This window comes from Sulfolobus sp. A20, assembly GCF_001719125.1.
Taxonomy (GTDB): domain Archaea; phylum Thermoproteota; class Thermoprotei_A; order Sulfolobales; family Sulfolobaceae; genus Saccharolobus.
Genome location: NZ_CP017006.1, coordinates 112,055 through 126,452 on the forward strand (window position 1 = coordinate 112,055; position 14,398 = coordinate 126,452).

Here is a 14,398-nt window from a genome sequence, read left to right on the forward strand (position 1 = left end):
AGTTTTAGAATGCTATAGCTCCAAGTTTGATTTGATTTTTTAAATTGATACATAGTTGATTTTTACATAATAAGTGCGAAATAACGTACTAATTTTTTGCTAATTCGAAGTTTTTATTATCCTAGAATATAGTACGTTTTAAGGTATATTACGTTAGATTATATATAAGTATGACAAGAAATATTTACCTTATTATCATATATACTTTAACGAATTAGGTAGATAACTTTAAACGTTAATGGAGCTGTAAAAATATTACGGTTTAGCGATAGCTTTTAAATTTTTACATAATAGCTTTAGATCCATGAGAATAGAGGCTTATGAGAAAAGTGGGATATTTAGGCTAATGATAAATGATCCTATTCCTCCCATAGATTTTGGATTTAGGGGAAGTAAAATAGAGATTAAGGATTTCCCCTTAGAGATAAAGGAAGAAGGTAATCATCTACTTATAACCAAACCGTTAGGACTTAAAGAACATATACTAGGCTTAGGTGAGAAAGCGTTTGAACTAGATAGGAAAAGGAAGAGATATTTCATGTATAATGTAGATGCAGGAGCTTATAAGAAATATGATGACCCATTATACGTTAATATTCCATTCTTCATCTCTGTTAATGATGGGATAGCTAAAGGATATTTCATAAATTACGCTGGTAGGCTAATAGTTGACGTTGGGTTTAAGGAATATAATAAAATAATAATAGAAGTTCCGGAAAGATCTGTGGAAATATTCGTATTTGAAGGACCTACGATAGAAAAAGTAATTGAAAAATATACTGACTTAACTGGGAAACCCTACTTATTGCCGTATTGGGCTTTAGGTTATATGATATCTAGGTATTCCTATTTTCCTCAAGATAGTGTGATAGAATTGGTTGATTTGATGCAAAAGGAGGGATTTAGAATAACTGGAGTATTTCTAGATATTCACTTCATGGACTCTTATAAGCTCTTCACGTGGCATAGGGAGAGGTTTCCCGACCCTAAGAAAATGATCGAGGAATTGAAGAAAAGAAACGTTAAACTGATCACTATAGTAGACCATGGTATTAGAGTGGACCAGAATTATAACGTTTTCATATCTGGCATTGGTAATTATTGTGAGTTGGATAACGGCAGTATGTTCGTAGGCAAACTTTGGCCAGGGTATACTGTTTACCCAGACTTCTTTAGGGAGAAGACAAGGGAATGGTGGGCTAACCTAATCTCTGAGTGGTTATCTCAAGGAGTTGATGGGATTTGGCTAGATATGAATGAGCCTACAGATTTTACAAAAATTATGGAAATAAATAACGTTTTAAAGGATCTACCAATAAAGGTAAAGGATGACCGACTCTATTATACTTTTCCAGATAATGTAGTTCATGATGGGAAGTTTTATCACTGGCAAGTTAGGAATGCATATCCTTACTATGAGGCTATGGCGACATTCGAGGGATTTAGGAAAGCAGGGAGGAGTGAAGTGTTTATCCTAAGTAGGGCTGGGTATGCTGGAATACAGAGATACGCTTCAATATGGACTGGTGATAACACTCCATCATGGGATGATTTAAGATTGCAACTAAAACTAGTTTTAGGCTTATCAATTAGTGGAGTACCTTATGTTGGAATTGACATTGGTGGATTTCAAGGTAGAGGATTTTATGAAATAGAGAACTCTCCAGAACTACTCATGAGATATTATCAATTAGCATTATTCTTTCCATTTTACAGAAGTCATAAGGCAACAGATGGTATTGACTCCGAGCCTTTAAACCTTCCCTCATTTTATAAAGAGAAGGTAAAAGAGGCTATAAATATAAGATACAAGTTTTTACCATACTTATATTATTTAGTAAAAGAATCTAATCTCTACGGTCATCCAATAGTTAGACCACTATTTTATGAATTCCAGGATGATGAAAGTTGCTATTATATTGATGACGAATATATGGTTGGCAAGTTCTTATTGTATGCTCCAATAGTCTACCCTAACCAAGAGAAGAGAAGAGTTTATCTTCCTAATGCCAAGTGGTTTGATTACTGGAGTAATGAGATATTGGAAGGAAAGAGTTGGGTATACTCTTCATATGACTTACCAATATATATCAAGGAGGGAAGTATAATACTCTTAGAAGATAATGAGCTATTAGTTTTCGGTAATGGGGAGATTAGATATGACGATATTGTAATTAAGAGTGAAGAAAAACGAATTTCGTTCTCCAATAAGTTTTACGTAAAGAGGTTATACTGGATAGAAAGAGACGATATTAAAAAGGTAATTGTTAATAAAGAGAAGGATAAGAGTTTTGAGAGGAAAAACAATCTCTTTATCATACACATAGGGGAGGAGGTAAAGGATATACATTTAATCTGACTTCCTTCTCGCTCTAAAAGTCGACCCTTATGGAATCTCATCGGTTTCCCTCATATATAATCACATCTCCCATGTGTCGAGAGGCTCGGGAAACCTATAGATTTTAGAAATCATCCACAAATGGTTAGGCTTTTCTCGTCTTGTAAAAGAATTTTTGTAGATTTTTTACTTTACATAAGATGTTGTAATTTTAAAAGTTTCAATATGATGGCATATATATTCTAGAATTTAAATAAAGAATTAAATAGAAATAAAAAATAGTTTATTCCTTATCTATTAAAATACCATCTTTATATTTCCTAAACTTCTCTATCTTAAAAGTTACCTCATCACCCACATCGAACATCTCTTTAGATTCTATTATCACCCTTTTATCATCTTTTAATTTACAAGATAGATATATTGAGTCTCCAACTACTTCTACAGACTCTACCGTACCCTTAAACTCTCCTCCTAATTTTACCCAGGCTGGTCTGAATCCTATTTCGATACCTTGCATTCCTAATATATCACCGGGTAGAAAGTTCATGGGGAAGTCTCCTATGAACTCTCCAACCCATTTAGTCTTAGGGTATTCGTAAAGATCTGTTGGTGTTCCCACTTGTTCGAATTTTCCGTTATGTAAAACTGCTATCCTATCAGCTAAGCTCATGGCTTCTTTTTGATCGTGAGTTACGTAGACGAAAGTCCCATTTAGTTCCTTTTGTATTCTTTTTAATTCTCCCCTAGCTATAAATCTAGTTCTAGCATCTAAATTTGATAAAGGCTCGTCTAACAAATAAAACGAAGGTTCTCTGACTATAGCCCTAGCTAATGCTACTCTCTGCTGTTGACCTCCACTTATTTTAGTAACGTTTTTGTTGAGAATTTCAGAAATCCCTAATAACTTAGCAACTCTCTCTACTTTCTTCTGAATTTCCTCTTTTTTCATACCTCTCATCTTTAAGGGAAATGCAATATTATCATATACTGTCATATTAGGATATAATGCATAGTTTTGGAAGACCATAGCTATATTTCTCTTCTCTGGAGGAAGATTTGTTATATCTTTGCCATCTACTACAATTCTTCCCTTATCTGCTCTTTCTATTCCAGCTAGTACTTTCAATAAGGTTGACTTTCCAGCTCCACTAGGGCCTAATATCACGAAAAACTCTCCACTTTCAATTTTTTCAGATATACCATTTAATACAATTAAGCTACCATACCTTTTAATAATATTATCTAATTCAATCATGCTTTTATCCCTCCGGTTAAATATTCACCTTTCAAATATTTTTGAAGAATAACGGTTAAAATTATGACAGGTATCGTGAAAACTAAGGAAAAAGCTACTGCAGCTAGTTCGTTCCCCCTAGTTATATTTATATAGATTTCTACAGGTAAGGTTGGATGAATGGGGGAGAGAATAACTGCATATGTGAACTCGTCCCAAGAGAACATCCATGAGATAAGGAACGCAGCTATAATTCCCGGCAATGCTGTAGGAACGAGAATGTTTGCTATGTAGGATAAAGCTGAAGCTCCATCTATCCTAGCTTGATATTCTATCTCCTTAGGTATGGCTGAGAAGGTACCTTGCATTATGAAAGTTGCTAATGGTAATGTTATTAATTCTTGAACTAAGGCTAATCCTATTGGGGTATCGAATAAATGTAGTTTTATGAACTCTGCACTTATCGGTATTGCAACTACTATTCCCGGAACCATGTTCGTTATTAATAGTAAAACTAAAACGGGATAGGCTATCTTAGCTGGTAATCTACTTAATCCATAACCTGCGGGAATTCCAACTAGTAATGCTATAATTCCCACTAACGTAGCTACTATAAGGCTTTTTATAAAAGGTTGAAGAAAATTATATTGCGTAAACGCGAATATTAGGTTATTTAATGTAAATTGTTTAAAAATAGGTGGAGGATATAATGACTCTATCGTGTATTTTGCCGGGCTAAAAGCTACAAGCAATAATATGTATAGGGGAAATAAGAAGTATATAGTAAATATTGCGAAACCTACGTAAACTATTTTACTCATCTTCTCCCACCTAATTTTATGTTTAAGACTATTAGGACAGAGATAAAGGCTAGGAGTATAACTGCAGCAGCGGATGAGAGATATATTGTAGTAGTGGAGTAAAGCTCGTACGCAAGAGTAGTCAAGATAAGTGGATGAAATCCTATTAATACTAAAGGTAATGCAAAAATATTAAATTCACTAACTCCTCTTATAATTAGAGCTATTGCGATATAGGATTTAAGGTTAGGCAACGTAACGTAGAAAAATCTTCTCACTGGTCCTGCCCCATCTAATGAGGCAGCGTAATATAAATCCTTAGGTATTGACATCATCCCAGCTAGGAGTATCAACGCCACTATAGGTGTGTTTTTCCAACTATCAGCAATCATTACCACTAGAAGTGAGATGTAACTATTAGCGTACCAATTTACGGGATGTATCTTTAACATCGTAAGGAAGGTATTAGCGTAACCCCCAGCCGTTTGAAATATGAACGAAAATGCTATAGCTGAAACTACTGTTGCTACTCCCATTGGGACAATACTTAATGTGGAGAAAAAACTCTTACCTCTGAATTCCCTAGCTAAGATTGATGCTACACCCAAGCCTAACAATAACTGGATCAGAAGGGCTCCTATAGTTACTATTATTGTATCGATAATCGTACCGTATATATTGAAATAAAATAATTCTTTATAATTATTCAACGTAAATTGCCCATCTGATCCAATAAAGCTTAAAAATACTGCATCAAAAGCTGGATAAAACGCGAAAACACCTATGTAAACAATTGCAGGAATAGTAAAAAATAGATACCTTAAGTCCTCTCTATTCATAATTTATTCACCCGTATAATGGCTGGAATACCCCTTGTTCATACTCTTGAGCTACCGTTTGGTTATAGTTAGTTTCCAGATACTTATACATCTCAGCGTTAGCTTGGCTCAAAATAGCTGGAATTTGTGAAGTCGGTGCATGATTTACTACTATTTCATCAAATACTTGATCTGCTATTGTGTCCCAATAGCTTATCCATGGCACAGGTTCTCTGAAGAAAGCGTTCTGGAAAGCCTCTTCTTCTACTTTAAACAATGCTGATATGTTAGATGGTAGATTCTGATAAGCCTGTGAGTTAACCGCTGGCTCTCCCAATACCATTATAATTTCTCTCTGAACTTGTGTTGATAGTAAGTATCTAACGAATAACAATAGGTCATAAATGTGTGTCGCACCTTTCGGTATTGCTAAGACGTCTCCTCCTACTAGGTGGTCATTATTTACAGGACCAGCGGGACCAGGATAGAAACCAATATTTGATACATTTACTCCCTCAGATGCCATTACTGAATAAATATAAGGCCACTGATAATCCAAAATGTAATATTGTCCATCAACTAAACCTTTGTAGCTTCCCCAATAACCATGGATGTACTCTGGATTAAAGTATTGAGATAATTCGTCTAAGAAGGTCATAGCTTGAATATCCCCACTATCATTGAATACAAATGGATTTCCTCCAGCTTGAACCATCCACTGATAAAGCTCAGTAGATGTACTTGCCCCACCATGGCCTTGGAACATTACGGGTTTAGCACCCGTCTTCTCATATATGATCTTAGCGTCTTGCATTAACTGGCTCCAATTTTGAGGGACGGGCAAATTGAGCTCTTGGAAGACTGTTTTGTTATACCAGACTAATGGGATGTTTCCTCTGAATGGAATGAAATATATGCCGTGATATACGCTCTCCTCATATTTCATTAAATTGGTCATAGATGGAATCATACTAGGTATCTCTATCATTGACGAATATGGTGATAAATTCATCAAGTCACCGGCGTATAATAACTCTCCTATTACTAAGTTATCCTCAGCTATCACTACCGGACCCACATCCCCAGCTTTCTCTAATGCTTCTATGCTATTTACTATGTCACCCGCACTTTCAGATACTAGATTCACCGTTATATTTGGATACATTTTTTCAAACTGAGGAATAATTAATCCATCAAAGACCTTAGCTTCTGACGGGGCTAGGTCGTCATAATATGTTATAGTTACGTGTTGAGAAGTGACGTGGTGTGACGTAGTTACGAAATAATATCCTGCACCAGCTGCAGCAGCAACTACTATTATTACTACGATAGCTATTACGAGAGTCCTACTTAATGCTCTATATAGAATTTTTTTATACATTAGTAGACACCGTATTACATTCTACTTTAATTATATAAAAATTTATCCATAAGTCATAAGAAGTTTATGTAATTATAAATTAATTTAATATTTACTATAATACTTATATAGTATATGTTCCTAACATTTAGTAATGTAGGATAAAATAACGACCGTTGATTAACCCTACTAGTAAAATTCAAAAATGGAAAAGTATTAGTTAATATAATTAATATAAATATTTTTTAAGATTAAAATAAATTATATAATGTGAATAAGTAATTAAGCCCAAATAGTAGAATAATGAAGAATTGTTATAGCTTCTGCCCAGACACTAGTCCAAACTTTGGGTAATTACTCTATAAGCATTTTTCCACATTAACTGTTCCTCATGACCTTCTATAGCCTTTACTAACTCCCTTACTTTAAGTATATTCTCAAAGCCTTTAGGAACTTGACTAATGCCTAAAAAATCAGTACCTAACGCAACGTAGTCCCAACCAAATGACTCTCCTATGTATTTTACGTTTTCTACGATAGAATTTATATTTGCCTCTCTTAAAGTGGAGACTATTGCGGTAATTCCTATGACTCCTCCAGTTTTCACTACAGCCTCTATCTCCTCGTCGTCTAAATTCCTCTTATGATCCTTTAATCTTTTAACATTTGCGTGAGAAACTATAACAGGCTTTTTAGTAATTGACGCAACGTCTAATACTGTCTTCTTACTGGCATGGGCCAAATCTATTATTATACCCAGAGAGTTTGCAAGCTTAACTAATTCCTCGCCTTCCGACGTTAAGCCATAATCCTTCTTAGACATACAAGATGAGGCAAACTTATTATCATAGTTCCACGTTAAGCCTAGGTTTAGAACGTGTAATTCTTTTAAAATGTATAAGTCAGTATAATCTCTTAAAACGTCCGTACCCTCTAAGGATAGTAATAGTTTAACTCCATTATTACTAATGTCATCCATACTCTTAATTATTTTGGCAACCCCTTTTCTGTCTAAGTAATAATAAAACTTAATTTGGTCTATGAACAATTCGAACGAGAAATTAGTGGATCTCGTAAAATTGCCATAGAGTTTTGTTAACTCCTCACTCCTCTCATCTATTGTATCTACGTGCGGAAATATCGATGCGAAAACTAAAGCGTCTTTAAACTCATTGAGCATTTTAATGCTAGATTGATAATCTCCATTAATCACATCAATTCCCTGTTGGTTGGAGTAAGCTAAATCCTCATGTAAATCTATTAACATTTTGTAAACGTTCATTTCCAAGTATTTAAGGACATCGCTCAAATTGTCTAATAAATCCATGAGATAGTCAAGACCTAAAGTTTCTCATAGCATCCACATCTTAAAATTTTTGAGAGAACTAACTACATAAATCTAGAAATGTTTAAAACCTTGTAAACTATATATGCGTCGATGTTAAACAAGCTAATCCCATATTGGGTCTTAGTATTCTCAATAGGCTTTGGCTGGTTCATATTATCTCCTATCATACCAGTATTGAGTAATTTGTTCAAAGTCTCAATTAGCTCAATACTGTTAATTATCTCGTCTTACGGATATTCAATGGCAATTTTGGGAATCCTAGCAGGCTACTTATCAGCCAGATTTACTGTAAAGACTTCTCTAATACTTTCTAGCATTATCTCATTGATTGGACTTATTGGCAGAGCACTATTATTGAATTTCACTACTTTTCTAACCTTTGGGATAATAGCGTCTCTTGCGTATCCATTAGCAGTTGCTCCAGTGGGGAGTATAGCTGAGGCATTCTTTAAAAACAGATCACATACAATAGTGGGCATAAGTATTGGCTTACTTTTTTTGGGAATGGCTATGGGCTCTTTCATTGGACCTTTTATATATGATTACTTAGGTTTATCTTTAACTCTATGGATCCCAACAGTATTGTCCCTTATAGCGTTTATATTAGTTTTACTAGGTACAAGGGATTACCCTAAGAACTTTAAGAGGTCTTTAAGGGGAAGTTTTAATCTAGGAATGATAAAGAACTGGTACGTAGGATTAGCAATAGCTTCAGTTTCAGTAATGTTCGGGAGTATAGCGTCAACAGTATTAATCTTACATAAGGTAATTCCCTTGATTGCCATTAGTTTAGGAGGATTATTTGGAGGATTAACCTTCTTAGGATCAGCTTTAGGAGCGATTATATTGCCTTCCATATTCGAATCCTTTAACTTAAGGCTAGGGTTAATCATTGCAGCATTGCTTTCCTTCATATCTATAGTAATAATGTCGATGAGCTTAACCCTTAACTTATCATTTACTCTAATAGGCTTAGGTTACTTCCTATTTGGATTCTTTGGCAATGCCTATTGGTCAATGGCACTAACCTCTGTTACAAACTACGTTTCAGATCCTGCAGATGCAGGGTTAGCTACTTCGATGTATAGTGCAATTACTAACGTAGGAGTTGCAGTGATTCCCGTATTTATGAGTAGTTTATTTGATAATCTATCAACGATGCTAGAGGGCGATGGTATAGTAATAATTATGGAACTAATAGCCTTTATACTGTCTTTCACTTTAAGGGTTAAGAAAGTAGAAACGTGATTAATCATCAACAGTATATTTTCTTTTCTTTGTGATAATAAGACGCTTTTTCCCCTCTTCAATATAATAATACAGAGGATTATCACAAATTTCCTGTCCTTTAATAATTACACAACCAATAGTACAAGCTATCTTTTTGTACTCTCGCATATTTTACTACATAAAAGATTATATATAAAAACTTTACTATAATTACTTATTAGTATATGTGTTGATTTTTAAAGCATTTTTTAAGTGTTAATTGTTAGTTCTTAAAGATTTTATACTTTACGACAAATTATTAATGAAAGGTATTAAGAGGAATATATATATAAATGAAATATAAATATTTGGGTGAGAAAATGTCCGAGCTTCAAGGAGCATTATTATCTCACATAGCATCAATATTTGCTGGTTTAACAAGTTGTGGTAAAGGGACAGTAATTTGCGATACAGGTACAGTGGGTTGAGGTGATTAATAAAAATGGGAGAAAATGAAAGAGACCTTTTTTATATTTATACTACATTAACGTGTAATCTATCTTGTACACACTGTTACGTTCCTTCCTCACCTAAATTGATTATTAAAAATGAACTCTCTTTAGATGAGTTTAAAAAGATCATAGATTACGCTGAAAAATTAAAGGTTAAAGAAATTAGACTAACAGGGGGAGAACCACTTTTAAGAAAGGATATTATAGAAATAATTAATTATACAATTTCCAAGGACATTACGGTAAGTATAGAGACTAATGGTCTTTTAATAGATGATAATTTTCTGAAATCAATTTCTGACCTAAGCAAAGTACATATAAGTGTAAGTTTGGATGGCCCTAAGGAAGTTCATGAAAGTATTAGAGGAGCTAACACCTTTGAAAGAACAGTTAATTCCTTACACCTTTTAAAACAATATAATGTAAAAAGGACAATAATAACTACCCTTGTAATAACAGACTGGATATATAATGAAGAAAAAATAAATAGTTTTATTGACCTCCTTATTAACCTATCCCCTAATGTATGGTACGTCCACGTATGGGTAAGCCCAGAGGGTAGGGCAAAACTACTTAAGCCTACTAAGGTTAAAGAGATTTACGATGCAATAAGACTATTCTATTCATTAAGAATAAAATTAGATGGAAAAATTCCCATAGTCTTAAACGTTCCCCCAGCAGTAATTCCAGAGGAATTTACCGAATTCATGCTAAAGGACACTCTATTAAATTTGGGTTGCCATTGGTGGAGAATAGCTGGAATCAGTAGTAATGGTAATGTATCAATCTGTCATAGATTCACACTATTCCCAGAAATGAGAGCTGGAAATGTGAGGAGAGATGACTTAAACAAAATCTTCTCGCACGAGATACTCAACAGAAAGGAAATAAAGCTTAAGGGTATCTGTGGAAAATGCCTAATAAAAGACTATTGTAGAGGCTTTTGCAGAGCTGATGCATACGAGTTCTACAGGGACTTTAACGCACCACATCCATTATGTCAACTATTTTATGAAAACGGTCTCCTTAACAGAAACTTCATAGCAGGGGAGGAAGATGACGGATGACAAGCGTAGAAAACTTACACTTAGATATTATATTTACACGGTAGACTACTTGACCAGCTTTATAAGCATGGTAAGAAATTTAATTTTCCCGATTTACGCATATGAGTTGGGATATTCTCCCTTAATAATTGCCTCTTTCTTTGGTACATATTATATACTATCCGCGATATTATCATATCCATCTTTATTCGTGGTCAAGAGAATAGGGGCAAGAAATTCAGTATTATTATCTAATCTAGTAGACGCGATATCGCTTCTCCTGTTATCATTTAATTCCTTAACGTTCTTCTATTTATCGTTTGGACTACTGTCGCTAGCCCAGGTCTTTATAACGCAGTTTAGAACACTAATTGTATATAATTTTGATGAGAATGAGTTAAAGGGAATCTACTCAAAAAGGTATAGTATCACAGTGATGGGCTACTTATCTTCTATAGGCTTATCAGCTATTACAAATTATTTCGGAATAGTCAAGTACATATTCTTACCGTTAGGGATATTTTATTTAACTACAATATTCTTCATCTTATTGTTTAGACCAACTACGTCTGAAGTGAAGAATTTCAAATTAGTACCATCTAAGGAGGCTATTTTTGTAGTGATTATACCTAGCTTCATAGCTTCTTTTGTAACTGCTATAGTGATGAAGCTACTTCAAGTCTTTTATTTAAAATTAGATTTAAATGGCTTTACTGTAAGCATAATATATCTGTTAGAGTATGTTGTAAATCTAATATCGTTTAGAGTAGCTGATAAGGTTAAAGAGGAGACTTTGATTAAGTATTACATCCCATTTTCTATTATCTCAAGCGTTCTAGTCTCTTTAATATCATTAAGAATTTATATAGCGAGTGTATCAGCACTACTGGCATCAGATTTTATTGATGCACTAATAACCGTTGTAAACTCTATCCTATTTGTTAAGTTATTGAAGAGACTTGGCCAGGTTGAAGTTAGTAATGTATTGCAAGAAATGTTCGGAAGGTTCGGACAAACACTTGGAGTTATTATGGAAGGATATCTATTATCAATAGGGTTTTATGCAATACCGTTTATAATAGGGGCTATTGTTAGTTTAGTATTCCGAGTTTACGGTTATGAGTTCTATAAGAAAATAAAGGTAATTTAATGAGAAGGTAAAGAAAAGTTTAAAATAAAAAATAGTTTACTTTCTCCTGTTTATAACTAATACTAAAGCAATAATTATGACTAAAACTACAACTGCTATCATTAATATTTCGACGTTGGTAAATGGCGTCTGTATTGATGGTTTATAGCCGTAAACTATGTAATAAGTAGTTGATGGATCGTCGAAGACGATTATCTTCCCGTTATATATAAAATAGTCGTTAGGATTCAATTGAACCATACCATTACTAGTCTGTTTAAACACAACAAAAGTCTCATTCTTTAGCAAGCTTACATTGAAAACTATGTATCCACTTATTGTACTATTAACTTTAACAACTTGAGCAGTGTAGTGATTAGAGTTTAGAGTAATATTGGTAACGTTAACATACGAGGGAGAAGCTATTCTAACATACTCAGCGGTTCCGTTTGGGAATACGGTCACGTATTCCCCATAGCCGTTAACATTAACGCTAACTAACATCGCAGGCTCTATTACTACAACTTGATGATATAATTGAACTTCAGCTGTACTCTCCACTCCCTTATCAGTTATCTCAATCACGACTGGAATATTACTAACGCTTATCATGCTTGATACCTTAGCCTTTCCGTACTCTGCATTAGGATTGATCACAAGCTTCATATGGGACTCCACGTTATTGATAGTCAGATTGAATAAGAATCCATTATGAGAGAAATAGGATGATACGTAAGAATTGTCTAAATCTCCTATTACACTACCATTTACTCCAAAGAACTCAATATTAGTAAACTGAGCATCAATTTGCAAATTAAATGAGGAGAAAGCCGTAAGACCCTTAACTTCTCCTCTCCAAATCATTGCTGGGACATAGGTTCCATTAAAGTAGGCTATACTCGTATTATATGGTGCCTCACTGGTCATTCCATTGTAAGTGAAGACCTCATTACCATATCTTCTTGGAAAAGTATTGGTAAAGCTTAAAGTATATTGTGAATATCCCGATAACGTAAGGTTAACCTTCAAGAGGGATAAGGATACGCTTTTGGTGTATTGCGTTTCAGTATGTGATATATTAAAAGTTACATTAGTAAAAGTAGTTCCATTCAGAAACTCTAAAACTAAAGTTGCCGTGTTGTTGAAGTAAGCTATACCAGAAATCTCATTAGAAGTATTTAAGAATCCAGCCCATACTAGTTCTCTGACGAAATTAGGCTCAATTAATATAACTCTAGCTAGTTGGGGAATTTGTGAATAAACGTTTATGCTAAATGGTGTTACGTTGATTTGTAGGTTTCCACTATATCTTTGTATACTACCTATTGTTACGTCATATTTATACTGTGTATAAGTCAATGTTTCCATATTAGTGGTTGATGTTGAGTTGTAAACGATACTAGAATAGCTATAAGTCACCCCGTTTCTAGCAATCATCAAATCTGACGAATATTGTTGGTACTTTACTATACTGGCATCTCGTTGATTACTCGCCATTCCTAAGCTAATTAATGATGGAAATGCAAGTAGCACAATAATTACTAAAATAAGGGATATTTTTCTCATACTTATATAGCAAAAAATTATCTAACTAAAAAAGTTTTTCGAGATATATCTAGCTTGTTGGATTCTGTATAGTTATCTTCTTTACCATTCTACATTTTTGAAGTAATTTTATCTTATTAATTCCAGAAGGTATAATCAATTCGTCTACCCCATATATTTCACGAATATAGGCGTCTATATCATTATCAGTTATCCCAGTTAAGGTAAGCCTCTTGATGTTCTTGAAAACTATTGGTTTACCAGCGCTCATTAGCTCCTCCTTATTTATAATTAACTCATCGATGTCAGAGATAGTGATAAGCTCACCTACTCCCTCTCTGAAACCTTCAACAAAAGTTTTACCACTCTCAATAATGCTGGAAGCTGTCTGCTTCGCTGTGTTAGATAAATCTATGAAAGTTTTAAAGGCTTGATTAGTGACTTCACCAACTGTTTTACCAGAATTCCTAGCAATCTCGGAGAGTTTTCTATACAACTTCTCATCTATACCACGTATAGTTATAGTCTTCTTTTGTTGTTCATTATTGTCTTGGCTCATATGTATTACATGTAATACAAGTTTATAAAGTTTTCTCAGTTTGCATGTATTACACAAAACATTTTTATGTAAAATATTTAACTGAAGCATTATATTTTAGTGATGTTATGGGTATTTCGTTTTATATAATTTATTTCATACATAGATAAACAATAGATATCGAAAATTTTTACATACTCCCTTCTTTTTCAGCTAGAAAATGAACTACAAGCCTAAGCAGTCAAGGTAAAGCTTTTTATTTTCAAATAAGGAGTGACATTAGGCAGAGGGAAGTCCAAAAGGGGATTTGGCATAGCATCCCCCTCTCAACAGATATCCTTGAGTCTTAAGGATAGCGGAGTGGGTAAAATGGCTGAAGACTTGTCCATTAGTCTACTAATAGATTAGAGGAGTGGGCACTCAAGCACGCTAGCTATGAAGAGATGAGGATAAAGGTGGTAAGTCATAAACCTATGAAATGATTTAAGGAAAACTCATCCTTTAGGATGGAGAGGAGG

Annotated in this window: 13 protein-coding genes; 5 read left to right on the forward strand and 8 right to left on the reverse strand. The window is 34.1% G+C overall.

Annotated elements, in window-relative coordinates:
• The first annotated feature begins 304 nt into the window (after positions 1 to 304).
• Positions 305 to 2,359, forward strand: coding sequence for an alpha-glucosidase MalA (malA, locus tag BFU36_RS00555; RefSeq protein ID WP_069281370.1), 2,055 nt, complete (start codon positions 305 to 307; stop codon positions 2,357 to 2,359).
• 262 nt (positions 2,360 to 2,621) lie between these two features.
• Here the strand turns inward: malA and BFU36_RS00560 are convergent, their stop codons facing one another.
• The 5 genes from BFU36_RS00560 to BFU36_RS00580 all read right to left on the reverse strand — a co-directional run bounded on the left by BFU36_RS00560 (position 2,622) and on the right by BFU36_RS00580 (position 7,820).
• The gene (locus BFU36_RS00560; RefSeq protein ID WP_069281371.1) at positions 2,622 to 3,596 is read right to left on the reverse strand and encodes an ABC transporter ATP-binding protein; all 975 of its coding nucleotides are present in this window, start codon (positions 3,594 to 3,596) and stop codon (positions 2,622 to 2,624) included.
• The gene (locus BFU36_RS00565) at positions 3,593 to 4,396 is read right to left on the reverse strand and encodes a carbohydrate ABC transporter permease (RefSeq protein ID WP_069281372.1); all 804 of its coding nucleotides are present in this window, start codon (positions 4,394 to 4,396) and stop codon (positions 3,593 to 3,595) included. The genes BFU36_RS00560 and BFU36_RS00565 overlap by 4 nt, the downstream gene beginning before the upstream one ends.
• Complete coding sequence (locus BFU36_RS00570; RefSeq protein WP_069281373.1) at positions 4,393 to 5,214, reverse strand: carbohydrate ABC transporter permease; 822 nt, start codon at positions 5,212 to 5,214, stop codon at positions 4,393 to 4,395. Before BFU36_RS00570 ends, BFU36_RS00565 begins: the two co-directional genes overlap by 4 nt.
• Before the next feature lie 7 nt (positions 5,215 to 5,221).
• A complete protein-coding gene (locus tag BFU36_RS00575) occupies positions 5,222 to 6,574 on the reverse strand; it encodes an ABC transporter substrate-binding protein (RefSeq protein ID WP_069281374.1) in 1,353 nt (450 codons plus the stop codon).
• Positions 6,575 to 6,887: 313 nt separating this feature from the next.
• On the reverse strand, positions 6,888 to 7,820 hold the full coding sequence (locus BFU36_RS00580; RefSeq protein ID WP_143576896.1) for a dipeptidase: 933 nt from the start codon (positions 7,818 to 7,820) through the stop codon (positions 6,888 to 6,890).
• A 171-nt stretch (positions 7,821 to 7,991) separates the two neighbouring features.
• Here BFU36_RS00580 and BFU36_RS00585 point away from each other — a divergent pair, with 171 nt between their 5' ends.
• On the forward strand, positions 7,992 to 9,149 hold the full coding sequence (locus tag BFU36_RS00585; RefSeq protein ID WP_069281375.1) for an MFS transporter: 1,158 nt from the start codon (positions 7,992 to 7,994) through the stop codon (positions 9,147 to 9,149).
• On the opposite strand, the gene BFU36_RS13745 is transcribed toward BFU36_RS00585, so the two are convergent.
• Positions 9,150 to 9,299, reverse strand: coding sequence for a hypothetical protein (locus BFU36_RS13745; RefSeq protein WP_156770042.1), 150 nt, complete (start codon positions 9,297 to 9,299; stop codon positions 9,150 to 9,152).
• A gap of 313 nt (positions 9,300 to 9,612) precedes the next feature.
• Here BFU36_RS13745 and BFU36_RS00590 point away from each other — a divergent pair, with 313 nt between their 5' ends.
• The gene (locus BFU36_RS00590) at positions 9,613 to 10,689 is read left to right on the forward strand and encodes a radical SAM/SPASM domain-containing protein (protein ID WP_069281376.1); all 1,077 of its coding nucleotides are present in this window, start codon (positions 9,613 to 9,615) and stop codon (positions 10,687 to 10,689) included.
• Positions 10,679 to 11,818 carry an MFS transporter gene (locus BFU36_RS00595; RefSeq protein ID WP_083216330.1) on the forward strand — a complete coding sequence of 380 codons (1,140 nt, stop codon included), beginning with the start codon at positions 10,679 to 10,681 and terminating at the stop codon, positions 11,816 to 11,818. The genes BFU36_RS00590 and BFU36_RS00595 overlap by 11 nt, the downstream gene beginning before the upstream one ends.
• Before the next feature lie 36 nt (positions 11,819 to 11,854).
• Here BFU36_RS00595 and BFU36_RS00600 read toward each other — a convergent pair whose 3' ends face one another.
• On the reverse strand, positions 11,855 to 13,363 hold the full coding sequence (locus tag BFU36_RS00600; protein WP_069281378.1) for a hypothetical protein: 1,509 nt from the start codon (positions 13,361 to 13,363) through the stop codon (positions 11,855 to 11,857).
• 49 nt (positions 13,364 to 13,412) lie between these two features.
• Positions 13,413 to 13,901: a hypothetical protein gene (locus BFU36_RS00605; protein WP_069281380.1), complete on the reverse strand. Its 489-nt coding sequence runs from the start codon at positions 13,899 to 13,901 to the stop codon at positions 13,413 to 13,415.
• 252 nt (positions 13,902 to 14,153) lie between these two features.
• Between BFU36_RS00605 and BFU36_RS14375 the strand changes: the two genes are divergently transcribed.
• Positions 14,154 to 14,288: a hypothetical protein gene (locus tag BFU36_RS14375; protein WP_255446846.1), complete on the forward strand. Its 135-nt coding sequence runs from the start codon at positions 14,154 to 14,156 to the stop codon at positions 14,286 to 14,288.
• Positions 14,289 to 14,398: the final 110 nt, after the last annotated feature.

Bases quoted from the DNA above. Each gene is read 5' to 3' on its own strand.
- malA (WP_069281370.1), top strand. From the start codon at position 305: ATGAGAATAGAGGCTTATGAGAAAAGTGGGATATTTAGGCTAATGATA.
- BFU36_RS00560 (WP_069281371.1), bottom strand. From the start codon at position 3,596: ATGATTGAATTAGATAATATTATTAAAAGGTATGGTAGCTTAATTGTA.
- BFU36_RS00565 (WP_069281372.1), bottom strand. From the start codon at position 4,396: ATGAGTAAAATAGTTTACGTAGGTTTCGCAATATTTACTATATACTTC.
- BFU36_RS00570 (WP_069281373.1), bottom strand. From the start codon at position 5,214: ATGAATAGAGAGGACTTAAGGTATCTATTTTTTACTATTCCTGCAATT.
- BFU36_RS00575 (WP_069281374.1), bottom strand. From the start codon at position 6,574: ATGTATAAAAAAATTCTATATAGAGCATTAAGTAGGACTCTCGTAATA.
- BFU36_RS00580 (WP_143576896.1), bottom strand. From the start codon at position 7,820: ATGTTAATAGATTTACATGAGGATTTAGCTTACTCCAACCAACAGGGA.
- BFU36_RS00585 (WP_069281375.1), top strand. From the start codon at position 7,992: ATGTTAAACAAGCTAATCCCATATTGGGTCTTAGTATTCTCAATAGGC.
- BFU36_RS13745 (WP_156770042.1), bottom strand. From the start codon at position 9,299: ATGCGAGAGTACAAAAAGATAGCTTGTACTATTGGTTGTGTAATTATT.
- BFU36_RS00590 (WP_069281376.1), top strand. From the start codon at position 9,613: ATGGGAGAAAATGAAAGAGACCTTTTTTATATTTATACTACATTAACG.
- BFU36_RS00595 (WP_083216330.1), top strand. From the start codon at position 10,679: ATGACGGATGACAAGCGTAGAAAACTTACACTTAGATATTATATTTAC.
- BFU36_RS00600 (WP_069281378.1), bottom strand. From the start codon at position 13,363: ATGAGAAAAATATCCCTTATTTTAGTAATTATTGTGCTACTTGCATTT.
- BFU36_RS00605 (WP_069281380.1), bottom strand. From the start codon at position 13,901: ATGAGCCAAGACAATAATGAACAACAAAAGAAGACTATAACTATACGT.